Raw genomic sequence first — 24,580 nt, 5'->3', positions numbered from 1 at the left:
CCTACCGAAGATACGGAGCGCGTCGATCCCTCGAAGGCATCCGTGGCGACAACGGCCGGCCCCGGCCCCCCGATCCTGCAGGAGATCGGAGAGCCGGCCACCGCCGCCGCCCCTAATTCTCGGACAGCATGATGACAATGACGACGGAAGCATCGGAACGCCCCCGGAACCCGAGCCGACGACCGCCGCCGGAACGGCTCCGTCCCGGACCGGTGGCGGCGGACCCGGACGACGGAGGAGCGGAGCTGTACGGCCGCGGACGGGCATTGTCGTTGCCCCCACCAGCATCGAACCGGAGCTCAACGCGGCCCGTCGCCCTCGGCAGCCGAACGGCCACCACCACCGCCTTGGACTCGGGCGACTCGTTGCCCACGCCCCCCGACGTCGAACTCCCCTCCGCCTGCGACGCATTGGTCGACGCCCGCTGCCTACCGGCCGCACGCCGCTGCCGCTCGTAGGCCGAGACCATCGACCTCCAGCCCTCCCGCGTCATCCCCATCGCCTCGAGGAGCTCCGAACGCAGGTACGGGTCCATGGAGTTGTACTCCTGGATCAACGACGGGATGTCGTCGTCGCTGGGGGAAAGCAGGGTCACAGCGGCCTCCTACGGACACGGCGAGAGCGAAAATCGGCGCATGGAACAGGGAGGAACAAGGTGCGCTGGCCTCGCCGCTGGGCTCATCCAGTGGTGACTGACACTCCGTCCGACGAACAGCCGAACAGGGCACCCGATCTATGCAATTTGCCGTACAGGGGCACGCCAAAAGAGAGCCCACAAATTCCTCAACTGCCTTGCTGTCACTTGACTCCGACGGCACGTCAGCTCCACAACAGTGGCACAGGACCCTCATCCGTGTCCAATGATTCTCCGCCCACAGACACCCGTCGCCCGGCACGTCCCCATCGCCCCGTTTTCGACGGTTTTACACCCTCCCCGGGAGACGGTGCACCGACAGGAGTCGGCAGCTCGCACCCCTTCCGCACCGTTGCCCGCATCGTCCGGGGCTCCCGAGTAAGGTGCTGTCATTCATCGTCAATCATCTGCTGGCGCACCCCGAACCGGCTTGCCGACAAGACTCTTTGACATATTGTGGATGTCAAATATCACTGCTAGCATCCCTCTGACCAGCACAAATGACCGGCGGCATACGGGGTCGACGGCTCGGCGGAGGGGAACGCCCGCAGTGATCGATGAGAGTGAAGACTTCGGACCCTGGCTCGGGAGGCAGCTCCGACGTCGAGACATGACCCAGGCCGAGCTCGCGACCAGGGTCGGCGTCACCCGGGCCGCGGTGTCCGCGTGGATCACTGGCCGGGCGCAGCCACGGCCGGATACGGTGCGCCTGATCGCCGATGCCTTCGACACCGATCTGGCCACCGTGTACGAGCGCACGAGCGACGCTGTCGCCGCACGGCCGGTGACTTGGTATCACCGCCCGGCGCACGCCGACGGTGGACGGGAGTTCGGCAACGCGGCGGCGTTCGCCTTCGACGCGGACCTTGGTGTCCTCGCTCGCGAGGCGACGCAGAACTCTCTCGACGAGCGGCGTGACCCCATGCGGCCGGTCCGTGTCCGGTACATCCTGCACGAGCTCACCGGTGAACATCTTCGCAGCTTCCTGGATGCCGTGCGGTGGGAATCACTCAAGGCCCACTACGCCGCCGCCGCGACCACCGACCAGAAGGTCGGCCGGGCGCTCGCCGAGGGGCTGAGGGAGATGGAAGCCTCCGGTTCTCTCCTGCTGCTCCGGGTCGACGACTACAACGCCAACGGTCTCACCGGACCCGAGTACGAGGACGGCCGCTTCGCCGCCGTCGTCCGACGTCAGCTCGACAGCCACAAGGGCGACAACCACCGGGCCGGTGGCTCCTACGGCCTGGGCAAGGCGACCCTCTGGGCCACCAGCAGGCTCGGCCTCGTCCTCATCAACAGCACGCTCGCGGTCCCCCACGAGGGCCGCACGGCAAGGCGGTTGATCGGTCGCCTGGACCTGCCCTGGCGCGAGGTGGGCGGCGAGGCGTTCGCCGGACCGGCCTGGTTCGGCGAACCGGACAGCGACCGCGCCTTCGAGAACGTCTCCCGTTCTTGGTGGGGCGTCGAGCAGGAGACCACGAACCTGCATCTGGAACGTGAGGGCGAGGACCCGGGCACCTCCTTCCTGGTGGTCGGCGCCCACGACGCCGCCGCCGTCGCGGCCGGGGACGAGGGCCTCCAGGCCATGCACGACAAGCTCTGCGACTCCCTGGCGGAGAACTTCTGGGCCGCGATGACCGGAACGGACACGGTGCCACCGCTGCTGGAGGTGTCGGTCCGGACCCTGCGCAACGGGTGCGAGTTGATCCCGGAGACTCGTGTCAGCCCCGAGCAGCGCCGCCCCGCCCTGGCCCGTGCGCTGCGTGCCTACCTGGCCGGAGAGACCGTCACCGAGCTCACCAGCCGGACCGACGTGGTCGAGCGTGCCGTCACGCTCACCGTGCCGCCGCTGCGCACCGACGGCAAGGGGGCCACGTCTGTCACCCACGACGCGGTGCTGCTGCTCACGCCGGCGGACGACAGCGACCGGACGCACAGTCAGGTCGTTTCCATGCGCGGCAATCGCATGCGGATCACCAGCCGCAGGCCGCGCGACCTGAGTCTCGGCGTCGAGCCCTACCAAGCGGTTCTGCTCGCCGGCTTCGCCACCGCCCGTGACGGGGAGGACGTCGTGCGCGCCGAGGCCTTCCTTCGCGCGTCGGAGCCGCCCGAGCACAACCGCTGGGAGTGGACGGAGGAGCTGTCCGACACCTATGTGCGCGGAGCGAAGAGGCGCCTCGACGAGTTCCGCGTGGCGGCCGACAACGCCGTACGCGCGATCGTCGGCGTGCGAGCTGTCACGTCCACGGCCGGAGCCGGCCCCGAGCTGCTGCGGAGCCTGCTGAAGCTCACCGCGGCAACTGGCGGTGGGCGGACGGTTGCCCGTCGTGGCCGCGGTTACCCCGCCGTCGACGACATCGACGGCGAGGTCGACACCACCGGGGCATGGTCGCTGCGCGTGCGCGTCGCCGTCCCGCAGCAGGACGACCCCTGGCACCTCTCGCCGACCGCGTGCTTCGGCGCCGGCGGGTCGGACTCCGGCAGCCCGGTCCGCTGGGCCGAACTGACCGCCGTGGAGAACTGCTCCTTCGCCAAGGACGTCCTCGTCATCGCTCCGGGCGTCCGGTACGCGATGTTCAGCGGCGTCACCGACGTCGACAGCCACCCGGTGACCGCGAGCCGGACCAACGTCACCGTGAGCCTGCGCAAGGCCGTCGAAGGAGCTGCGCGTCCATGAGCCGGATCATCTACCCCTACGCCGTCCTGAGCGGACGGGTCGAGGTCGAGATCACCCGCGTCCGGGTCGACAGCCGTCCACTCGACTACGCCAAGATCTCCCCCTCGCTGCAGACCGTCGCCCTCGACGACGCCGGCCGCGACGACTGGCAGGAAGCGGTGGTCGACGTCCGGGCCGTGCTGCCGGAGGAGGAGATCGCCTACGGCCCCTGGTCCGAACTCTTCTGCGTGGCCGTGCTGGAGGAGTCGACCACCAACACCAGGACCGTTCAACGCCTCACCAAGGACCGCGGCTCCGGCACTTGGCAGGGCTCCGTGCGACTACGCCGATCCCGGCACCGTTCCCGGGCCACCCTCGGCGTGCAGGTCGTGGCGGCGGTCGAGGGGGTCCGGGGGCGAATGATCGGGCGGAGCGAGACCGACTGGGTGATCGACCTCCAGACCGAGATCCCCGTCCGGGACAAGGAGATCCGAATCGTTGAGGCCGACTTCCGCGACGGCCCGTACGCCTGGCTGCGCCCGCTCAAGGATGCACCCTGGTTCGTCGACACCTCCGGTGACATGCCGACCGTCTACCTGAACCAGGGCATCGAGGGGCTGACCGCCCTGCTGCGCGGCAGCAGCACCGTGGAGAAGGCGACGGCCGCTCTCGTCAACGCCCAGATCGTCAGCGACGTATGGGAGACGATGTTCCACGCGGCCATGAGCGACGTCGAGTTGGACGAGGACGGCCAGCCGCGGATGCCCATCGGGTGGCGCGAGTCCGTCCTCGAAACCATGCTCTCCGACGTTCTCCCCGGGCTGTCCCCCACGGACGCGATCATCGAACTGCAGGCACGACGCGAGGAGGGTTACGGCTGGACCGAGCTGCAGTCCCGCATCCAGTACGCCGCCGCGCTGCGCGCCCAGCTACCCAAGCAGCTCGCCACGACGCTGCGCCTCACCGCCCGCTCGTCCCAGGGAGAAGACCGGTGAAGTTCGAGCACGCCACCGACGCTCAACTCGCTCTGCTGCCGGTGGGGGTGGCCACCCGTCACCTCAACCAGGCCGTTCTGTCCGGAGCCGAGCCGCCCGCCCAGGTCGCTCTGCTGCGCGCCGCGACCGTGATCGCCGACCCGTCGGCGCGGTGGAACACCGCACCGGTCCGGGAGCTGCTGGACCAGGCCGTGGCCCGCTTCGCGAGCGACCGCGCAGACGCCGACGCCTGGCTCGCGCCCCGCCTGCATGCGACCCTGCGACTGACCAGGAGCGAGGCTGCCGACAAGGATCTGTGGGCATACCTCGCCATGGTTGTCGCCCCGGACTACGTCCTCTGGCGGCACCTCCCGGCAGGCGGCGAGGACGCGCGACGGACTCCCGTCGTCCAGGCGTCCCGATTCGTCGGAGGCAGCTCCGTCCAGGCGTTCGCCCGGCTCTGGTGGGCCGCCGAAATGTGCCGCGACGGTGCCGACTACCGTCCCGTCGAGGCGGCCTGCGGCAACCAGGACTTCCTCAACACCGCCCTGCGCCTCGGCATCATGGACCACCGCCCCACCGCACTGGCCATGCTCCGGGTCATGGAAAACCTGGCCGCGGCCGGCGCTCCCCGATTGGGCGACCAGTTGAACGCGCTGTGCAAGGCCATCGGCATCGCCGGCAGCACCCTGATGTACGAGATCATAGGGCCCGACGAACTCCCGGACGACGCGGAGCTGCTGGCCTGGATCGGCGACGCCGACTCTGCTCCCCCCGTCGCCTGGGACCGTCTCCCTGACGGCCCCGACGACGGCACCGCCCCCGCCTCGTCCGTCGACACCCTCACCCGCCTCTTCGAGGACATCAACGCGCACCTGGGCCGACTCCGCGACCGAGGTCGCACGCCCGTGCCGCTCGGGTGACACCGAACTGCCCTCGCCGCCGGGCGCGCACCGCAGCGCCCGGCGGTGCCCCGTACTCCGAAGGACCCGAGTGAGCGGAAGTCCGAAGCCGAGAAGGCCAGGAAGAAGGCGAAGCCCAAGGCCGGGAAGGCCAAGGGCTAGACCAAGATCAACCAGCGCGCTCACGCACCGCTCACGCAAGCGATCTTGTGGCGCATCGCCGAGACATGCCCGCACGCCGAGGAACACAAAACCCCAGGTCACGGCGAGTGAGTCCTGGGGTTTCGCAGAGCCGCCTGCGGGATTCGAACCCGCGACCTACGCATTACGAGTGCGTTGCTCTGGCCAGCTGAGCTAAGGCGGCACCGTCGCCGGGTGGAGCCCGACCGTGAGGTCGAGGATCGCATCGGCAACGCGGGCAAGTCTACACAGTTTCGCGGGGTGCTCCGTACCGGCCCGGTGCGGGTCAGGCGGAGGAGACCGCGAGCTTGGCGGCGAAGCCGGCGAAGAGCAGGGCGACGCTGCTGGTGAGGCCCGCGGAGAGGCGCTTGCGGCGGCGGAAGGCCGCGGCGAGCGTGGTGCCGGCCATGATCAGGACGGAGAGGTACAGCACGCTGAAGCACTGCAGGATGCCGCCGAGGAGGGCGAAGGAGAAGACCGGCTGCCCGTAGGCCGGGTCGACGAACTGGGTGAAGAAGGAGAGCAGGAAGAGGATCGCCTTCGGGTTGAGGAGGCTGATCACGAGGGCCCGGCGGAAGGGCCGCTCCGTGCTCTCCGGGAGGGCCGCGCCCTCGGCCGCCCCGATGGCGGGCCCGTCGGCCGCGCGGCGTTCGCGCCACAGCTGCCGGGCGGACCGGAACATGCCGAAGCCGATCCACAGCAGGTACGCGGCGCCGCCGAACTTCACCACGGCGAAGACCGCGGGGTTGGCCTCCAGCAGGGAGGAGGCGCCGAGCGAGGTGAGGCTGATGAGGGTGAAGTCGCCGACGAAGACGCCGGCGGCGGCGCGGTAGCCGGTGCGGACGCCCTTGCGGGCGGCGACGGAGAGGACGTAGAGCGAGTTCGGGCCGGGCAGGACGACGATCAGCAGGGCGCCGAGGACGTACGTCGCCAGGTCGTTGACTCCGAGCACGGGGGCGCTCCTGTCGGGACGGGCGGACACGGGGGGCGACTCATGCTAGCCGCCAGCAGCGTCCGTCTTCGACGGAGATTACTTGGCGCAGTGCGTCCCGTTCTCCGGGGCTTCGCCGCCGAGCAGGTAGCGGTTGACCGCGCCGTCCACGCAGGTGTTGCGCCGCCCGTACGCGGTGTGGCCGTCGCCGTCGTACGTGACCAGCCGGCCGGACTCCAGCTGGGCGGCCAGCGACTGTGCCCAGGCGTACGGGGTCGCGGGGTCGCGGGTGGTGCCGACGACGACGATAGGGGCGGCGCCCGCCGCGGGGACGGTGTGGGGTTCGCCGGTCGGCGGGTGCGACCAGTAGGTGCAGGAGAGCGCCATCCAGGCCATGTCGCGGCCGAAGTGCGGGGAGGCCTGGGCGAAGTCCTGCTCGGCGGCGCGGGCACCCTCGGGGCCGGTGAACGGCGCGGGCAGGTCGAGGCAGTTGACGGCCATGTTGGCGGCGATGAGGTTCGGGTAGCTGCCGTCCGCGGCGCGCTCGTAGTACTCGTCGGAGAGGGCGAGGAGCGCGGTGCCGTCACCGGCGACGGCGTCGGTGAGGGCACTGCGCAGCTGCGGCCACAGGAATTCGGCGTACATCGCCTGGATGACGCCGGTGGTGGCCTGCGCCTCGGTGAGCGGACGGTCGGAGTCGGTGGGGAGCGGCTTGGCGTCGATCGACGCGAAGAGCTCGGTGAGGCGGCGGCCGACCTCCTGCTCGGTGCTGCCGAGGGGGCAGCCGTCGCGGCCGGCGCAGTCCTTGGCGAAGGCGGCCCAGGCGGTCTCGAAGCCGCCGGCCTGGGTGCGGTTGCCGGCGCGGGCGTCGAGCGAGGGGTCCATCGCGCCGTCGAGGACCATGCGGCCAACCTTGTCCGGGTAGAGGCCGGCGTAGGTGGCGCCGAGGAACGTGCCGTACGACTTGCCGAGGTAGTGGAGCCGGTCGTCGCCGAGGAGGGCCCGGAGCACGTCCATGTCGCGGGCTGCCTCGACGGTGGAGACGTGGGCGAGCACCCCGCCGGACCCGTCCTTGCAGGCGGCCGCGAACTCCTTGTCGACGGCGACGAGCGCGTCGACCTCGGCCTGGTCGTCGGGGGTGATGTCGGCGGCGGCGTAGGCGTCCATGCGGGGGCCGCTCAGGCAGCTGACGGGGGTGGAGCGGCCGACGCCGCGCGGGTCGAGGCCCACGAGGTCGTAGGCGGCGCGGACCTGGGGGTCGTAGGTGCGCGCCACGCCCTCCAGGTAGTCGACGGCGGATCCGCCGGGGCCGCCGGGGTTGAGCAGCAGCGAGCCGAGCCGCTTGCCGCCGGGGGTGGCGCTCTGCCGGGCGGCGGTCAGGGTGATGTCGCCGTCTCCGGGGTGCTCGTAGTCGAGTGGCACCGTGAACTCGGCGCACTGGAACTCGCCGTCGCAGGTCTTCCAGTCGAGCTTCTGCGCGTAGTACGGGGCGAGCGCGGCCGGGACTCCGGCGGGCAGCGGCTCCAGCGGGGCGGCGTTCGAGACGGGGAGGGTGCCGTCCGCGGAGGGGGTGGACACCTGCGGGCCCGCTGCCGGAGAGCTGCCGGAGGTGCAGCCCGCCAGGAGCACGGCGGCCGCTGCGGTGGCGGCCAGCACGGCGGTGGTGGGACGGCTCCGCCGGGTGGCTCGCATGGTGTGGGTCTCCCTCGGACGCTGCACGGTACGGACGGCGCTCGTGCACGGGTGGCGGTGCGGCTGTCCGGGGCCCGGCGGTGATCGCTCGGGCGTTCCCAGCGTATCCGGCACCGCCCCGCCGACCGGCCCGGCGACACCCGCCCGACGGCGGCGGAGCAGCAACGGCAGAGCGTCGGCGGAACGGCGACAGCGACGGCACGGCAACGGCGGAGCAGCAGCGGCAGAGCGGCGGCGGTGGCCGGGGGAGCCCGGCCCTCAGCCGGCCCTGGCCGGGCCGAGGCTCTCGGCGAGGTACTGGACGGCCACCCGGACGAGTCGCAGCCTCTCCCGCTCGTGCGTGTAGTCCTGCACGATGTCGGAGATCCGGACGTCGGCCCGGGCCGCGGGGCCCTTGCCCTCGCGCAGGGCGGCCCGGAGGCCCTTGGCGGCGGTGACGCCGGCGCCGTCGGCCTTGGCCGCGGCGAGCAGCAGGCGGGTCGCGGCGTCGGCGGGCGCCTCCGCGCCGGTCTCGGCGAGGGTGGGCGCGTCGTAGCGGCCGGAGACGGCGGCGGCGGCACCGTACAGGTCGGGCCGGGCGAGGCCCGCGGCGGCGGCGCACGGCGCACCGGTCTCGATGCCGAGCACGCCCCAGCCGCCGGGGCCCGCGGGCAGGGTGCGGAAGGCGGCCTCGACGGCGGTGCGCAGCGCGGCGTCGTCGGCGACGGCCTGCGGGGCGGCGGCGACCAGCTCACAGGGTCGTTCGGTGCCGCTGGGCGCTTCGGGTGCGACCACGACGAACGGGCGGGCCCGGCCGAGGGCGACGGCCGAGGCCACGCCGTCGAAGACGTCGGGCAGTTCGGCGTCGGCGGTCTTCCGGGGGGTGCCGGAGTGCAGCACGATCACGGGGAACCTGGCCTGCCGGTCGGTGCGGTACTGCGCGGGCAGCCAGACCCGGACGGTGCGCGGACGGCCGTCCGGGCCGGCCACCTGGGCCTCCAGGAGGTCGCCGTCGGCGGGGTGGCCGATGGAGGTGAAGGCGGTGACGACGGGCGGCAGGGCCCGGGCGTCCGTCGGTGAGGACGAGGTCTCGGGTGCGGCCTGCGGGGCGACGGCGGCCGGGGACGGGGCCGCGGACGGCGACGGCAGCGTGTCGACGGCGGCCCCTGCGGGTCGGGCACCGAGCACCCGGTCGACCGCGTGCCGGTACGGCAGGGTCGCCGCGGCGAGGGCGGCGGCCAGGGCCGCGGCGAGGGCGAGGCAGAGCGCCGAGGCCCCCGCCCTGACCAGCACGGGCCGGTGGGGCGCGGCGAGCTCGTAGGTGCGGGCGGCCCGCACGTCGCGCCAGTGGGTGAGCGCGGAGCGGCCGAGCCACAGCCCGGCCGCAGCGGCCGTCAACAGGGGTACGACGAGGAGCGGACGGGGCATGGGCGCACCACCTCGGGAGGAGTACGGTCGCCGGACCACGGCGTTCGGACCGACCGTCCACAGGGTGCACAACGGGCCGTGCGGGGTGGCGCGGGCCGGGCGGGCACGGGCCGACGTTCACTCGAACGAGCGAGGTGACGCGGGGTCAGCCGGCCCGGAGCGCGAGGGTCATGGCCTCGACGGCGAGCAGCGGGTCGACGTTGCGGTCCAGCGCCTCGCGGCAGGCCAGCACGGCTTCGATGCGGCGCAGGGTCGACTCGGCGGGCCCGGCGGCGGCGATCCGGTCGAGGGCGGGGCGCTGGTCCTGGTTGGCGAGGCGGCCGGCGGAGCCGAGTTGCAGGGCGAGCACGTCGCGGTAGAACCCGAGCAGGTCGAGCAGGGCGACGTTCAGGGTCTCGCGGCGGGTGCGGGTGGCGCGGCTCTTCTGGCGCTTCTCCAGCTCCTTGACCGCACCGGCCATGCCGCGCGGGGCGCGGGTGCCCTCGGAGGCGCCGTACGCGGCCCGGAGGTCGTCGGTCTCCTTGGCGTCCTGGGTCTCGGCGAGCGCCTCGGCGTCGGCCTTGGCCGTGTCGACGAGCCGCTGGGCGGCGGACAGGCAGCCGCCCACGTCGGCGACCTCCAGCGGGATGCGCAGCACGTCGGCGCGGCGGGTGCGGGCTTCCTCGTCGACGGCGAGGCGCCGGGCGCGTCCGATGTCGCCCTGCCCGGCCAGGGCGGCGAGGTGGGCGGCGGCCGGTTCGACGCCGTCGCGGCGCACCAGCATGTCGGCGACGGCCTCCGCGGAGGGCGTCCGCAGCACCAGCAGCCGGCAGCGGGAGCGGATGGTGGGCAGCACGTCCTGCACGGAGGGCGCGCAGAGCAGCCACACGGTGCGCGGCGACGGCTCCTCGACGCCCTTGAGCAGCGCGTTGGCGGCGGCCTCGGTGAGCCGGTGCGCGGCGTCGACGAGGATCACCGACCAGCGTCCGCCGGTGGGGTAGCTCGCGGCGCGCAGCACCAGGGCGCGCATGTCGCCGACGCCGATGGAGAGGCCGTCGGTGCGGACGTACTTCACGTCCGCGTGGCTGCCGGAGAGCACGGTGTGGCAGCCGTCGCAGAAGCCGCAGCCGGGGGTGCCGCCCATCGCCAGGTCGGGGCTGGTGCACTGCAGGGCGGCGGCGAAGGAGCGGGCGGCGGTGATCTGGCCGGCACCGGGCGGGCCGGTGAACAGCCAGGCGTGGGTCATCAGGGAGGCGTTGCCGCCGGGTGCGGCCGCTCCTTCGCGGCCCGCGGCGGCGATGGCGTGGGCGGCGACGGCGGCCGCGGACAGCTGCTCGACCACGCGGTCCTGGCCGACCATGTCGTCCCACACGCTCACGCCGTACTCCCTGCCCTGCCCGTGCGGGCCCGCGTCCGGCCCGGGGCCGTACGCCGGGTCCGTCGTCGAGCCTAACGCCCCACGCCGACACCACGGCCGGACAACGGCTCGCGGACGGGCGCACGGGACGGCTCGCGGACGGCTCCGCCCCGGTCCGCGGTGACCGGGCCGTCGGGGCTGCCGGCGGTACCGCCCGGGCCGTCGGGGTTCGCGCTCGCCCGGGCGGCGGGGTCGTGGCCGGCGGCGTCGTGGGCGGTGGCGTCGTGGGCGGCGGCGTTCCGCGGGGACGGCAGGTGCAGCCGGACCTCGGCGAACGAGGCCGCCAGCCGGGGCTTCATCCACCGCGCGGCCGGCCGCTCCACGTACCGGTGGACCAGCCAGGAGGCGCCGATCATGGCGACGAGCAGCCCGCCCGCCAGCAGCCAGGGGTCGACCCGGTGCCCGAACCGGGTGATCATCTCCCAGCCGATGTACTCGTGCAGGAGGTACAGCGGGTAGGTGACGGCGCCGGCGGTGGGAAGCCAGCGCCAGTCCACTCCGCGGAACCAGTCGAGGGCGACGCCCGCCATCAGCAGGTAGAACACGGCGAGGACGGCCACCAGGCCCCACTCCGGCACCGGGTAGCCGGCCTGCGCGGCGACGAAGCGGTACGTCGGCAGCACGGCCCGGCAGCCCGCCAGGAAGGTGAACCCGACCAGGAGCCAGAGCATCAGGTTGGGGCCGAAGCGGCGCATCAGGTAGTACGCCAGGCCGCCGATGAAGAACCAGCAGTACTCGGGCATCGCCAGCACCTGCAGCAGCTGCTCGCCCGGCGCCGCCTCGGCGAGCACGCCGGCCGCCGCCCACAGCAGGCAGAAGGCGAGCACCCGGCGGTAGGTGAGGCCGAGGGCGACGACCACCGCGAAGATCAGGTAGAAGCGGCCCTCGACCCAGAGGCTCCAGTACACCCCGTCGACGTACGGCGCCCCGAACGGGTACTCCATCATCGTGAGGTTGGTGAGGACGTCCCGCAGCGCCCGCGGCTCGGTGCCCCCGGGCACGGCGGCGACCACCGCCGTCGTGGCGAGCACCCCGAACCAGTACGCGGGGAACAGCCGCACCACGCGCGAGCTGAGGAAGTCCGACGTGGAGCGGCCCCAGCAGCTCAGGCAGATGACGAAGCCGCTGATCAGGAAGAACAACTGCACGCCCATCCAGCCGTAGGCGGCCGGCCGGTACAGCACCGGGAATATCTCCCCGCGGGGCCGGCCCCAGTCGGAGCCGAACGCCACGTAGTGGTAGACGACGACCAGCAGCACCGCGACGAAGCGCAGCCCGTCCAGCACCGGCAGCCGGCCACCGGGGGCACGGGCGGCCGGCGGGGCGGCGACGGGCGGGGCGGTGGCGACGACGGTCACGGGTGCGGGCTTCCCTCGGGCAGGCTGGCGGACGGCGGACGGGCACCGCAGTCTCTCAGACCACGGTGCCCGCCCATCGCTCCGGTATGCGCCACCCGATCTGACGACACGTCGGACGACGTGCTGTCAGCAGACGAACGGCCCTTGCGCCGCAAGGCGCCCGGCAGGGTGTGTCAGTCGCGTCGGCGCTTGCGTCCCCAACCGCGCTGACCCCGCTGGCCCTCGCCCTCGGTGCCGGCCTCGCCCTCGCCCTCGTCCTCGGCCGACTCCCAGCTGGCCCACTCGTCGCGGGACCCGAGCAGGCTGTCGGTCAGGCTCGGCAGGTCGTCCATCGGCGTCTCCTCCGCCCAGGCGGGGCGCGGACGGTCGACGGGCGTCAGCTCGCGGGTCGTGTCGGCGGGCGGCTCCTCCCGCCACAGGCCCGGCGCCACCCGGTGGCCCGTGGTCGGGGCGGTGGGGGCGGTGGGGGCGGTGGGGGCTACCGGCGGCATCACCGCGGTCTCGTCGACGGCGGGCAGCAACGCCGTCTCGTCCGGCCGGGCCGGGGCCTTCCGCGGCGCCGGCTCCGCCTTCGGCAGCACCGCGGTCTCGTCGGCGGCCGGGACGGTCGGCAGCACTGCGGTCTCGTCGGCAGCCGGGACGGTCGGCAGCACCGCGGTCTCAGCCGTGCGAACGGCCTCCCGGCGCTCCCGCTCGGAGATCTCCTGCGTGGTCTCCTCGTCCGGCACCTGCGGAAGCTCCGCGGTGGGTGCGTGGGCCGCGGCCGCGGCCGCGGCGGAAGCCGCAGTGGCAGCAGCGGCGGCCTCCGACTCGGCCTGCAGCCGCGCCTCCTCGGCCCGCTGGAGCGCCTCCTCCGCACGGCGCCGCTGCTCGGCCCGCTGGAGTTCACGCTGACGCTGGAGCTCGGCCTGTGCGGCGTTCTCCGCCTCCAGGCGCTCCCGCGCGACGGCCTCGGCGCGCAGCCGGGCCTCCTCCGCCCGGCTGCGGGCGGCCTCCTCCTCGGCCCGGCGGGCGGCCTCGGCATCGGCCCGGAGCCGCGCCTCCTCGGCGGCCTTCCGCGCCTCCTCGGCGGCGGCCCGTTCGGCCTCCAGCCGTGCGAGGCGGTCCTTCTCGGCCTGCTCGGCGCGCAGCTCCTCCAGGAGTGCCTGCCGCTTGCGGTCGGCCTCGGCGGCCTCGGCGGCCTTGCGGGCCTCCTCGGCGACACGGCGCTCGGCGGCCTCGCGGGCGAGGCGGTCCTGGTCGGCCTGGGCGGTCCGCTCCTGCACGGAGAGCGGCAGCTCGCGGTCGAGGCGGTGCCGGATCGCCGTGGTGACCTGCTCGGGCTGGCGGGCGGCGTCGACCACGAGGTAGCGGGCCGGGTCGGCGGCGGCGAGAGCCAGGAATCCGGAACGCACCCGGACGTGGAACTCGGTGGGCTCGGACTCCAGGCGGTCGAGCGCCTCGGTGAAGCGCTCGCGGGCCGCGGCCGGGTCGACGTCCAGCACGACCGTCAGGTCGGGGACGAGGCCGCCGGTCGCCCAGCGGGAGATCCGGGCGATCTCGGTGGCGGCGAGGTCGCGGCCGGCGCCCTGGTAGGCGATCGAGGAGTCCATGTAGCGGTCGGTGATCACCACGGCGCCGCGGGCCAGCGCGGGGCGGATGACGTTCTCGACGTGCTCGGCGCGGTCGGCGGCGTAGATCAGCGCCTCGGCGCGGTGCGACAGGCCGGTGTTGCCGACGTCGAGCACGAGACCCCGCAGCCGCTGGCCGACGGGACTGCCGCCGGGCTCGCGGGTGAGCACCACCTCGTGGCCCTTGGAGCGGATCCACTCGGCGAGGGCCTGGGCCTGGGTCGACTTCCCGGCGCCGTCGCCGCCCTCCAGGGCGATGAAGTAGCCGGTGCCGGTGCGGTGCTGCGCGGGCTCCGCGCCGGTCCGGAGCGCCTGGTAGAGCTCCTTGCCGAACGGCGCGACACCCCGCCGGTCGTCCGTGCGCAGCAGGACGACCGCGGCCAGCACCAGGGTGAGCAGGCCGGCGGTGGAGACGGCGAGCGCCGCACCGCCGTGGATGAAGGTGAAGCTGCCGGGCTCGACCTCACCGAGCTCGACCTCGCCGTACGCGGCGGCGATCAGCGGCACCCCGATCAGGGCGGCGCCGACCACGACGCGGAGCACGGCGTACAGGTGCTCGGTGACCTTGGGCAGGCGCGCCTCCTCGACCTCCTGGGCGAGGAGGGCGCGGCCCACCGAGATCGCGAGGCCGGCGGCGAGGCCGGCCAGCACGGTGAGCAGCAGCACGAGGACGAAGTCCAGGACGAGCCCGGCCAGGATCAGTGCCACGCCCTGCACGAGGAGGGCGAGGGCCAGGAGCCTGCGTCGCGGGAAGGCCGGCAGGGTCGCCCGGGTGAGCCGGATGCCCGCGGCGGGCGCGAGTGCGGCGGCCAGGACGATCGTGCCGTAGCCGATCGGACCGGCCCGGTGCTCGGCGGCCGTGAGCAGGCCGAGCGAGGCCACCCCGGCCATCGCGGCGTAGGCGGCGGCCACCGCGAAGGTGAAGTACGGGGCGGAGCCGGTGCGGCCCTTCGTCAGCGCCGGGCCGGGTGCGGCGTCGACCGGCGCGCGCAGGCCCTGCAGCGGGGAGTGCGGCGCGGTGGCGGTGCCGGCGGGGAGCTCCTGGAGGAAGAGGAGGACCGCGGAGGCGGCGAACAGCAGGCCGGACCCGACGGCGGCCGCGGTCACCTGGTGGCCGCGCAGCCAGTCGGAGCCGACGGCCGCGGCGACGTTGTTGACCAGGGTGAAGGCGACGAGGGCGGTCGCGGCGAGGGGCACCGTGCCCCAGCCCGTCCGGGCGTCGAGGGTGCGGACGGCGTCCAGGCTCGCGGGCGCCGGTCGGCGCTTCTCCGCGGGGGCGTAGGGGGCGGCGGCCGGCAGCAGCGCGGGGACGGCCGCCGCCTTGGCCACCGTCCAGACCCGCTCGGCGGCACCGGCCAGGAAGACCGTGCCGAGGAGGGCCCAGGTGGCCGCGTCGGCGGTCCAGGTGGTCCACCAGGGTGCGGCGGCGATCAGCGCCGCGCGCAGCACGTCCGCGCCGATCATGGTCCAGCGACGGTCGAGACGGCCGCCGACCAGGGCGTGGACGGGCCCCAGCAGGACGGCGCCGAAGATCACGGTGGCGAGCAGCCGGGCCGCGAAGACCGCGGCGACGGCGAAGGCCAGGGCGCGGTAGCCCGCGCCGAACTGGCCGCCCAGCACCGCGGCGACGACCGTCAGCGGGACGAGCACCAGCAGCGCCAGGCGGTCCGCGGTGCCGCCGACGAGCTGCGCCGTCCACAACCGTCGGTAGGGTCGCAGGCCGAGCAGTGTCCGGGCCCGCTCACCCGGTGTCCCGGCCGGCGGCACCTCCGGGCGCTCGGACGGGGCGGTGCTCGTGCCGGTGGGCTGCTCCTCACTCGTCATACGGTCAGCGTAGCGGTCGGGCGCTACGCCCAAAGGGACGAGTGGGGTTCCTGAAGCCTGTCATGACACGGTTGTGACGCACCGCGGGCCCGCACCCCGAGGGGAAACGGGCCCGCGACGGGTGTCCGGCTCAGCCCTCCTCGGGCGCGGATGCGGCGGCCTTGCCCGCGGCGGTCTTCCGCACGGTGGTCTTCTTCGCCGCCGTCGCGGTGGCGGCGGTCTTGGCGGTCGCCGTCTTCTTGGCGACCGTCTTCTTCGCCACCGTCTTCTTGGCCGCGGCCGTCTTGGCCGGCGCCTTCTTCGCGGGCGCCTTCTTGGCCGTCTTCTTCACCGGCCCGCGGGCGCGCTTCTCGGCGAGCAGCTCGTAGCCGCGCTCCGGGGTGATGGTGTCGACCTCGTCGTCCTTGCGGAGCGTCGCGTTGGTCTCGCCGTCGGTCACGTACGGGCCGAAGCGGCCCTCCTTGACGACGACGGGACGCTCGCTGACCGGGTCGTTGCCGAGTTCCTTGAGCGGGGGGGCGGCAGCGGCGCGGCCGCGCTGCTTGGGCTGGGCGTAGATGGCCAGCGCCTCGTCGAGGGTGATCGTGAGCAGCTGGTCCTCGCTGGTGAGCGACCGCGAGTCGGTGCCGCGCTTGAGGTACGGGCCGTAGCGGCCGTTCTGCGCGGTGATCTCGGCGCCCTCGGCGTCGTTGCCGACCACGCGGGGCAGCGAGAGCAGCCGCAGCGCGTCCTCCAGGGTGACGGTGTCGATCGCCATCGTCTTGAAGAGCGACGCCGTACGCGGCTTGACCGCGTTCTTGCCGGTCTTCGGGGTGCCCTCCGGGAGCACCTCGGTGACGTACGGGCCGTAGCGGCCGTCCTTGGCGATCAGCGGGTTGCCGCTCTCCGGGTCGGTGCCGAGGGCGATCTCGCCGCTGGGCTTGGCGAGGAGCTCCTCCGCGAGCTCGACGGTGAGCTCGTCCGGCGGCAGCTCGTCGGGGACGTCGGCGCGCTGGCCGGGCTCGCCCTCGACGGTCGAGGCCTTCTCGACGTACGGGCCGTAGCGGCCGACGCGCAGCGTGATGTCCTGGCTGAGCGGGAAGGAGCTGATCTCGCGGGCGTCGATCGCGCCGAGGTCGGTGACGAGCTCCTTGAGGCCGCCGAGGTGGTCGCCGTCGCCGTTACCGGCCTCGGCGGCGCTGCCGGCGACGGCCGCGCCCTCGCCCGCACCGAAGTAGAAGCGCTTCAGCCACGGCACGGACTCGGCCTGGCCGGCCGCGATCCGGTCGAGGTCGTCCTCCATCCTGGCGGTGAAGTCGTAGTCGACCAGTCGGCCGAAGTGCTTCTCCAGCAGGTTGACCACCGCGAAGGAGAGGAACGACGGGACGAGCGCCGTGCCCTTCTTGAAGACGTACTTGCGCGCGATGATCGTGTCGATGATCGACGCGTAGGTGGAGGGGCGGCCGATCTCGCGCTCCTCCAGCTCCTTCACGAGCGACGCCTCGGTGTAGCGGGCCGGCGGCTTGGTGGCGTGGCCCTCCGGGTTCAGCCGCTCGGCGGCCAGCGGGTCACCCTGGGTGACCTGCGGCAGCCGGCGCTCGCGGTCGTCGAGCTCGGCGTTCGGGTCGTCGGCGCCCTCGACGTAGGCCTTGAGGAAGCCGTGGAAGGTGATGATCTTGCCGGAGGCGGAGAACTCGGCGTCCCGGCCGTCGGCCGACCGGCCGCCGACCTTGACGGTCACCGACTGGCCGACGGCGTCCTTCATCTGGGACGCGACGGTGCGCATCCAGATCAGCTCGTACAGCCGGAAGTCGTCACCCGCCAGGCCGGTCTCGGCGGGGGTGCGGAAGCGGTCGCCCGACGGACGGATCGCCTCGTGCGCCTCCTGCGCGTTCTTGACCTTGCTCGCGTAGACCCGCGGCGCGTCGGGCAGGTAGTCGGCGCCGTAGAGCTGCGTGACCTGCGCGCGGGCCGCCGTGACGGCCGTCTCCGACAGCGTCGTGGAGTCGGTACGCATATAGGTGATGAAGCCGTTCTCGTACAGCTTCTGCGCCACCTGCATGGTGCGCTTCGCGCCGAAGCCCAGCTTGCGGCTGGCCTCCTGCTGGAGCGTGGTGGTGCGGAACGGCGCGTACGGCGAGCGGCGGTACGGCTTCGACTCGACGCTCCGCACCGCGAACGACGTCTGCGCCAGGCCGGCGGCCAGCGCGCGGGCGGCCTGCTCGTCGAGGTGCAGCGTGTTGGCGGTCTTCAGCTGCCCGTCGGCGCCGAAGTCGCGGCCGGTCGCGATCCGCTTGCCGTCGACGGCCGACAGCCGGGCCCCGAAGCTCTCCGGGTTGGCGGCGTCCGCGGCGGCGCGCCCGGTCGAGAAGGTGCCGACCAGGTCCCAGTACGAGGCCGAGCGGAACGCGATCCGCTCCCGCTCCCGCTCGACGACGAGCCTGGTCGCGACGGACTGCACGCGGCCCGCCGACAGCTTCGGCATGACCTTCTTCCACAGCACCGGCGAGACCTCGTAGCCGTAGAGGCGGTCGAGGATGCGGCGGGTCTCCTGGGCGTCGACCAGGCGCTGGTTGAGGTCGCGCGGGTTGCGGACGGCCTCCTGGATGGCGTCCTTCGTGATCTCGTGGAACACCATGCGGTGCACCGGCACCTTGGGCTTCAGCACCTGCTGCAGGTGCCACGCGATGGCCTCGCCCTCGCGGTCCTCATCGGTGGCGAGGAAGAGCTCGTCGGACTCCTTGAGCAGCGACTTCAACTTGGTGACCTGCGACTTCTTGTCCGCGTTCACCACGTAGATCGGTGCGAAGTCGTGGTCGACGTCGACGCCGAGGCGACGCACCTCGCCGGTGTACTCGTCGGGGACCTCGGCCGCCGTGCCGGGCAGGTCGCGGATGTGCCCGACGCTCGCCTCGACGATGTAGCCGGGGCCAAGGTAGCCCTTGATCGTCTTCGCCTTGGCCGGCGACTCGACAATGACGAGTCGCATGCCGTGCGCGGTCTCGCTGCTCGGGGACACCTTCGCTCTTCTCTCCCGGTCGTTACGTGTGCTGGCGGCGCGGGCAGCGGGGGAGGCGATCCGCCTGTCCCGTCCGCCGTCCTGGCTGTCGCTGCGCGACGAGCCCACCAGCGGAGTGTGACCGTACCCTGGCCACCCTTGTCAAACGGACGGTTCTTGCTTTTTCACCGGCAAGGCCGACCTACGCCACTCGAACGGTAACCCGACGACGCGGCCGCGCGCCCCGTGGAGGGGGCTCCGGACGCCCGCCGAGGCCGAATCCGGACGCGCCGTGGACGGAATTCCCGCCGTCCGGCACTCCTGCGCACCCGTACCGTACCTGCAGCGATGCCTCCGGACCGGCCTCGCGGAGCGGCTCCGCAGCCGATCCCGGCCGGATCCGGAACGGACGGGAACCGGATCCGGGGCACACGCGAGGCCGGTCAGGGGCGGCTCAGGGGCGGAAACGCGCCACCCGTGCGGCACTGCACACGGCGCAGTCCGCCGTACGCGCGGGGCACGGCACACCGTCCGGAGCACCCCGGCGGGCGCACCCGCGCACCGGTCGGCCCGCCTCGAACGGCGCCGCCGCCGAAGGGCCGGTCAGTGCGCCAGCAGCGAGGCGAAGAGGCTCAGCCCGCCCGCGAGCGCGCCCGTGCCGAGCAGCGCCCAGAAGATGTCGCTCCCCATCGCGGGGAGGATCTCCGTGCCCGCGAGCACCACCCGGCTGGGGCGCCGCGCGTCATACCTGACCTGCACGATCGCACCCGGCACCAGACGTGCGGGGCGGCGCAGCGGCGTGGTGCCCCGCGGGCGGGCCAGCACGGCCTCGGCGGCCCGCACCAGGTGGGTGCCGCCGCCGTCCGAGACGTCGTGCACCGGCACGATCCCGACCGCGGGAAGCACGGTGTAGGAGAGCAGCGGCGCGCTGTCGAGCTCGCCGTACGTGTCGCCGTACGGCTCGCCGAAGGGCTCGCCGTCGGCGACCACCCGGGCGGTCGCCGGTATGCCGTGGCGGCGCAGGTGGTGGCGAAGGCGCAACTCGGCGGCGCACCACAGCAGCAACGCGCTGCCGAAAAGTGTCAGAACCACCCCTGCCGCAACCGCCGTCGGCGTCTCCACCGCTCCCGCCCCCTGTCTGCTCCGCCCCGCCCACAGCCTGTGGACGGGAGCGTGGCAGGCTGCGGACAACCCCGGACCGACGCTCGACGTACACCGGGGAACGACCGGGATACGGGAAGGTGAACGACCCGCTGCCGGGTCCGCACGGCGGGCGGCGACCTGCGGCAGGGACCGTCCGGAGGGGTCGTCCGGAAGCGCCGACCGGAGGGTCCGTGCGGAGGGTCCGTCCGGACGCCCGGGTGGCCGGTCCCCACGTCACCGCCCCGACCCGCACGTAACGGCTCCGGGACGTGGTGTCACAGCCCCGCTACGGCAGGCCCGACGGCCCGCGGCGACCGGTAGACCGGAGGAAGACACCAGGCCGGCACCTGACCGGCCACATCCCCGGGGGGCCACCATGTCCGCACACCGTCTGCTCGCCACCGCCGCCCTGCTCGCCGCCGCCACCCTGGCGCTCACCGCCTGCGACCCGGACGGCACCGGCACGGACGCCGCCGCACCCGCGGCGGGGGCGACGGCCTCGACGACCGCCCCGGTGCCGGTCTCCCCCGCCGCCTCCACCACCGGCACCACCCCGAGCGGCACCCCGTCCGCCAAGGCCACCGTGAAACCGGGTGCCACCCGCAGCACCGGCGCCAAGCCGTCCGGCACGGGCACGCCCACCGCGAACTGCACCACCGCGGCCCAGCACCCCGGGCACAAGGTCGTCGGCGTCGTCGCCGCGACCGCCACCGGCGTCTCCGCCACGCCGACCCGTTTCGTCTGCGGGGCGGACATCGAGAACGACGGCTACTACGCCACCGCGGGCACCGCCCGTGGCTACACGTTCGCCCCCGGCGCCACCGCCGAGCTCTTCGCGATGGGCGGCATCATGGCCCCGCAGCGGGTCCCGCTCGCCGACTTCGCCGCGCACGCCGAAGCATGCGCGCACAACACCACGGTCGCCGAGCCGTACGCCTGCTACGGCGGCTTCTACGACATCACCACCGACTCGGCCGGTCGCATCACCGCCGTCAGCGAGCTCTTCCACCCGTGACCGGGGAGCGCCGGGGGCCCGGCGGGGCCGGCCGCCGGCTCGGGCCGGGCCCGCCGGTCAGCCCCGTCTGCTCCGTCAGCCCGGCCAGCCCGGTCAGCCCGGTCAGCCCGGTCAGCCCGGTCAGCCCGGTCAGCCCACGATCGGGGCGACGAACCCCTGCTCGGTGAGCAGCCGCAAGGACTCGGGCACCCGGTCCCGGAGGACCACCCGCTCCTCGTCCAGCAGCTGCGCGATCGCGTCGACGATGTCGCCGGCCGCCAGCGTCCCGTCACAGGCGCCGACGAAGCCCGCGGCCACGGTGTCCACCTTCGTCGCCCGCCGCATCCCGCGGTTGTGACGCAGAATCACGTGCTCCGGGTCCTCCGCGCCCGGCGCACCGATCTGCTCCTGCACCACCTCGTCGGCCAGCACGTAGCGGGCCGACAGCAGGGCGGCGTCGTCGTGCGCCCGCAGGAAGTCCTGCCGTGCGAACCACTCCTCGATGTGCGGCCCGAGGGGCTGCTCGACCGGGTGCGGCCAGTCCTCGATCCGGACGGTCGGCTCCGCCGCACCGCCCGCGCGCAGCGTGATCCAGCCGAAGCCGACACCCTCGACACCCGCCGCCTCGAACGCGTCCAGCCACTCGCCGTAGCGGGCCCGGTAGTCCGCGCCCCGACCGAGGTGGTCGCCGCCGTCACGCAGCCACAGCTCCGCGTACTCGGCGATGTCCTGCACCTGACGCTGCACCACCCAGGCGTCGAGGCCGGTCCCGGCCACCCAGCCGGCCAGGCGCTCGTGCCAGTCCTCGCCCTTGACGTGCTGCCAGTTCGCCAGCAACTGGCAGTAGCCGCCCGGCTCCAGGTGCGCCGCGGCACCGCGGACGATGCTGCGGCACAGGTCGTCGCCGGCCATCCCGCCGTCCCGGTAGACGAAACGGCTGTCAGGGGAGATCACGAACGGCGGGTTGGACACGATCAGGTCGAACCGGCGGCCCGCCACCGGCTCGAACAGGCTGCCCTCCGCCGTGTCGACGTGGTCGAAGCCGGACAGCGCCAGCGTGAGCCTGCTGAACTGCAGGGCCCGCGGATTCAGGTCGGTCGCGGTCACCTGCTGGGCGTGCCGGGCAGCGTGCAGCGCCTGCACCCCGGAACCCGCGCCGAGGTCGAGCACGGCCCGCGCGGGGCGCCGCACCGCCAGGTTGGCCAGCGTGGTCGACGCACCGCCGACACCGAGCACCAGGTCCTTGCGCGCGACACCGCCCGAACTCTCGCCCGACCCGATGCCGCCCGCACCGCCCACCGCACAGCCGAGGTCCGACACGACCCAGGCGTCCGCGCTCGGCAGACCGGCGACCTCGTTGGCGTACGGCCGCACGTCCACCGTCGCACGTACCCCGTCGCCGTCCCGGACGAGCCACCCGTCGACCAGGCAGTCGTCGACCGGCAGCGCCGCAGCGGCGGCGGCCTCCGGGACGGTCTCCTGCAGCAGGAAGAGCCGCACCAGGGTCTCGATCGGACTGCCGCCGCGGGTCGCCCGCAGGGCGGGCACGGTCTCGCTGCGCGCGAGCGCCGCGTAGGCGGTGGGGCCGAGCAGGTCGAGGCAGCCGTCCGCCGTGTACTGGGCGGCGAGCAGCGCCTCACGGAAGGCGGCGAGGCGGGTGGGGTCCGGGACTGGGCTCTTGGTCACGACGCCATTGTCCCGCGGCCGGGACGTGCCGCCGCATCCGTCCGGCGCGAGCACCGGACGCGGGCGCCCGGCGCGGGGCAGGCGTGCCGGCAAGGGCAGGCATGCGGGCGCGGGCAGGCATGCCCGGCGCGGGCACACCGGTGGTGGTCGCCAGGTCAGCCCGAGGACTCGCTCGGGGATGCCTCCGCGGACCCGTCGGCGGCGGGCTCCTCCGAGGTGGCGGTCGCCGAACCCGACGCACGGCCCGAGGGCGCCGACGAGGTCTTGCCCCCGGACGGCTTCACCGACGGCGCGGCCGACGCGCCCCCGGTCTCGGTGGCCTGGCCTTCGACCGCCGAGGCGGTGGCCTCGGACGGCCGCGCCGCGGCATTCGCCTTGCACCCCGGCTGGCGCTTCATCGCATCGCCCGCCTCGCCGGTCTGGAGCCGGTTCAGGCCCTGGGTGGACAGCTGCGCGAGCTGCTGGACCTGGTCGCCGACACTGCGCAGACCGTCCGCGAACCGTGCCTGGTCCGTCGTGGTCAGGGCGTCCAGCTTCTTCTGCGCGTCCAGATAACCCTGCCCCGCCTGCCGGAGCTCGTTGACCGCGGCGGTCTGGGACGCGGCGCCGTCCTCCGACTTCGGGGCCTCGACCTTGGCGACGGCGTCCGCCAGACCGCTGTTGGCACCGGCGAGAGTCGCCAGGTCGGCCGACAGCCTCTTCTGCAGATCGACCGGAACCTCACCGGGGATGATCTTCTCGGTGTCGGCCAGGGCTGCGCGCGACTGAGCTATCGGGCCCTTGGCGGCGTCGCAGACGCTCTTCGCCCACGTGTCGAGCTGCGCGGTGTTGTCGTCGCTGCAGGCGACGAGGCCGAACGCGAGCAGCGCGCCGAGCGCGGGTACGGTCAGCAGTCGCTTGTTCACCGGGTGGCCTTTCGGTCGCGGACGTCGATCTGCGAACCTACACGGCTGCCCGCCGGACGGGCTCCCGCCGGTGGCACCGCCACCGGAACACCCGAGGTCTGCCCTGCACAGGGCCGACGCGCTCACCGGCCTCGGATCCGGGCGGCGCCACCCCGTCGGACCGCCGCCGCCGTGGAAGGACCGGCCGGGACAGGCAGCCGGCGTGGGCCTTCAGCGCGAGGGCGGCGTGGGCTTCAGACCGCGACGGGCGCGGTGGAGACCGGCCAGCTCATCCGGATGACGCCGCCTTCGAGACTGCTGCTGACCTCGACGTCCTCCACGAGCCCGGTGATCACGGCAAGGCCCAGCATGTCGTCGTCGGCGCTGTCCGTGCCGCCGCCCCCGGCGGGGGCCGGCACCATGGTCGGGCCGGCTTCGTCGGCGACCTCGATGAGGAAACGCTTCTCCTGCTCGGTGAGAGCGACGCGGATCGCCCCGTGGGCGTCGCCGCGCTGGTGCAGACCGACCGCGCGGGAGCATGCCTCGCCGACCGCGAGTCGGACCTCGTCGAGCACCGACTCGTCGACCCCGGCGCGTCTGGCGACTGCGGCGGCCACGAGACGGGCCGTACGCACGTGCTCGGGAAGCGCGCTGAATCGAAGTTCGACGGTTGCCATTCCTCCCCCTCCGGGGTTGCTCCCTGGCTCGGCCGGGCGCTGACGCGCCCGGAGGACGGGCCCGTACAGGACCCGCCCGACCGGCGGGGCCGCATCAACGGCCACGCCGGTACGGGACGTCGGATCAGTCGGTGGAAGCGACCGCGTCGTCCACCGACGTGTGGATCGGGAAGACCTTGGTCAGACCGGTGATCCGGAAAATCTTCAGAATGCGCTCCTGGTTGCAGACCAGGCGGAGCGAGCCCTCGTGCGCACGAACCCGCTTGAGCCCGCCCACGAGCACGCCGAGGCCGGTGGAGTCGAGGAAGTCCACGCCCTCCATGTCGACAACGAGGTGGTAGTTGCCATCGTTGACGAGCTCGACAAGCTGCTCGCGCAGCTTGGGGGCGGTGTACACATCGATCTCGCCGCCGACTTCGACGACCGTGCGATCGCCAACCGTACGGGTCGACAGGGACAGGTCCACGGAACCTCCAGCACCTTGCCTTGCTACGTCATTGCGATCCTCGGCCGGGTGGCCGTCACCGCGTGGTCGCAGGCCGGGCGAGGCAAGCCGGTGCAGACGAGCCTCGGCGTGCGACCCTCGGCCGTGCGGCCGTCACGGGCTCATTCAACCACCTGCGGCCATGCCCGCACGATGGCTTGCAGCGATTCT

General features: G+C 73.6%; 17 protein-coding genes and 1 tRNA gene. 4 read left to right on the top strand and 14 right to left on the bottom strand.

Going from position 1 to position 24,580, the window contains the following annotated elements; genetic code table 11:
* Window positions 1-112: 112 nt before the first annotated feature.
* Complete coding sequence (locus tag OG335_RS20730; protein WP_405012615.1) at window positions 113-595, bottom strand: hypothetical protein; 483 nt, start codon at window positions 593-595, stop codon at window positions 113-115.
* Between the two features lie 592 nt (window positions 596-1,187).
* Between OG335_RS20730 and OG335_RS20725 the strand changes: the two genes are divergently transcribed.
* The 3 genes from OG335_RS20725 to OG335_RS20715 are packed head-to-tail and all read left to right on the top strand — an operon-like array spanning window position 1,188 to window position 5,187.
* The gene (locus tag OG335_RS20725) at window positions 1,188-3,311 is read left to right on the top strand and encodes a helix-turn-helix transcriptional regulator (protein WP_405015467.1); all 2,124 of its coding nucleotides are present in this window, start codon (window positions 1,188-1,190) and stop codon (window positions 3,309-3,311) included.
* Window positions 3,308-4,285 carry a hypothetical protein gene (locus OG335_RS20720; RefSeq protein ID WP_405012614.1) on the top strand — a complete coding sequence of 326 codons (978 nt, stop codon included), beginning with the start codon at window positions 3,308-3,310 and terminating at the stop codon, window positions 4,283-4,285. The genes OG335_RS20725 and OG335_RS20720 overlap by 4 nt, the downstream gene beginning before the upstream one ends.
* A complete protein-coding gene (locus OG335_RS20715) occupies window positions 4,282-5,187 on the top strand; it encodes a DUF6339 family protein (RefSeq protein ID WP_405012613.1) in 906 nt (301 codons plus the stop codon). Before OG335_RS20720 ends, OG335_RS20715 begins: the two co-directional genes overlap by 4 nt.
* Before the next feature lie 269 nt (window positions 5,188-5,456).
* On the opposite strand, the gene OG335_RS20710 is transcribed toward OG335_RS20715, so the two are convergent.
* The 9 genes from OG335_RS20710 to OG335_RS20670 all read right to left on the bottom strand — a co-directional run bounded on the left by OG335_RS20710 (window position 5,457) and on the right by OG335_RS20670 (window position 19,633).
* A tRNA-Thr gene (locus OG335_RS20710) sits at window positions 5,457-5,530 on the bottom strand.
* Between the two features lie 102 nt (window positions 5,531-5,632).
* Window positions 5,633-6,298 carry a leucine efflux protein LeuE gene (gene leuE, locus OG335_RS20705; protein ID WP_405012612.1) on the bottom strand — a complete coding sequence of 222 codons (666 nt, stop codon included), beginning with the start codon at window positions 6,296-6,298 and terminating at the stop codon, window positions 5,633-5,635.
* A gap of 78 nt (window positions 6,299-6,376) precedes the next feature.
* Window positions 6,377-7,969: an alpha/beta hydrolase gene (locus OG335_RS20700; protein WP_405012611.1), complete on the bottom strand. Its 1,593-nt coding sequence runs from the start codon at window positions 7,967-7,969 to the stop codon at window positions 6,377-6,379.
* Between the two features lie 258 nt (window positions 7,970-8,227).
* Window positions 8,228-9,376 (bottom strand): hypothetical protein, encoded by a 1,149-nt coding sequence (locus OG335_RS20695; RefSeq protein WP_405012610.1) that lies wholly within the window; start codon window positions 9,374-9,376, stop codon window positions 8,228-8,230.
* A 145-nt stretch (window positions 9,377-9,521) separates the two neighbouring features.
* Complete coding sequence (locus OG335_RS20690; protein ID WP_405012609.1) at window positions 9,522-10,733, bottom strand: DNA polymerase III subunit delta'; 1,212 nt, start codon at window positions 10,731-10,733, stop codon at window positions 9,522-9,524.
* A gap of 71 nt (window positions 10,734-10,804) precedes the next feature.
* The gene (locus OG335_RS20685) at window positions 10,805-12,130 is read right to left on the bottom strand and encodes an acyltransferase family protein (RefSeq protein ID WP_405012608.1); all 1,326 of its coding nucleotides are present in this window, start codon (window positions 12,128-12,130) and stop codon (window positions 10,805-10,807) included.
* 173 nt (window positions 12,131-12,303) lie between these two features.
* Window positions 12,304-15,564, bottom strand: coding sequence for a dTMP kinase (gene tmk / locus OG335_RS20680; protein ID WP_405012607.1), 3,261 nt, complete (start codon window positions 15,562-15,564; stop codon window positions 12,304-12,306).
* A 130-nt stretch (window positions 15,565-15,694) separates the two neighbouring features.
* On the bottom strand, window positions 15,695-18,562 hold the full coding sequence (topA, locus tag OG335_RS20675) for a type I DNA topoisomerase (RefSeq protein WP_405012606.1): 2,868 nt from the start codon (window positions 18,560-18,562) through the stop codon (window positions 15,695-15,697).
* Window positions 18,563-19,144: 582 nt separating this feature from the next.
* On the bottom strand, window positions 19,145-19,633 hold the full coding sequence (locus OG335_RS20670) for a hypothetical protein (RefSeq protein WP_405012605.1): 489 nt from the start codon (window positions 19,631-19,633) through the stop codon (window positions 19,145-19,147).
* Between the two features lie 427 nt (window positions 19,634-20,060).
* On the opposite strand from OG335_RS20670, the gene OG335_RS20665 reads away from it, so the two are divergent.
* The gene (locus tag OG335_RS20665) at window positions 20,061-20,699 is read left to right on the top strand and encodes a hypothetical protein (RefSeq protein ID WP_405012604.1); all 639 of its coding nucleotides are present in this window, start codon (window positions 20,061-20,063) and stop codon (window positions 20,697-20,699) included.
* 129 nt (window positions 20,700-20,828) lie between these two features.
* On the opposite strand, the gene OG335_RS20660 is transcribed toward OG335_RS20665, so the two are convergent.
* The 4 genes from OG335_RS20660 to bldG form a co-directional block, all read right to left on the bottom strand.
* Complete coding sequence (locus OG335_RS20660) at window positions 20,829-22,364, bottom strand: methyltransferase (RefSeq protein ID WP_405012603.1); 1,536 nt, start codon at window positions 22,362-22,364, stop codon at window positions 20,829-20,831.
* 155 nt (window positions 22,365-22,519) lie between these two features.
* Window positions 22,520-23,269 carry a hypothetical protein gene (locus OG335_RS20655; protein ID WP_405012602.1) on the bottom strand — a complete coding sequence of 250 codons (750 nt, stop codon included), beginning with the start codon at window positions 23,267-23,269 and terminating at the stop codon, window positions 22,520-22,522.
* A 233-nt stretch (window positions 23,270-23,502) separates the two neighbouring features.
* Window positions 23,503-23,925, bottom strand: a complete 423-nt coding sequence (locus OG335_RS20650) for an ATP-binding protein (RefSeq protein WP_405012601.1) — start codon at window positions 23,923-23,925, stop codon at window positions 23,503-23,505.
* Between the two features lie 124 nt (window positions 23,926-24,049).
* Window positions 24,050-24,391 (bottom strand): anti-sigma factor antagonist BldG, encoded by a 342-nt coding sequence (bldG, locus tag OG335_RS20645; RefSeq protein WP_405012600.1) that lies wholly within the window; start codon window positions 24,389-24,391, stop codon window positions 24,050-24,052.
* Window positions 24,392-24,580: the final 189 nt, after the last annotated feature.

Origin of the sequence: Kitasatospora sp. NBC_01539, from assembly GCF_045040525.1 — a bacterium.
GTDB lineage: Bacteria > Actinomycetota > Actinomycetes > Streptomycetales > Streptomycetaceae > Kitasatospora.
The sequence above is the reverse complement of the archived record's forward strand: the minus strand, read 5'-3'. Positions and strand labels throughout refer to the sequence as shown.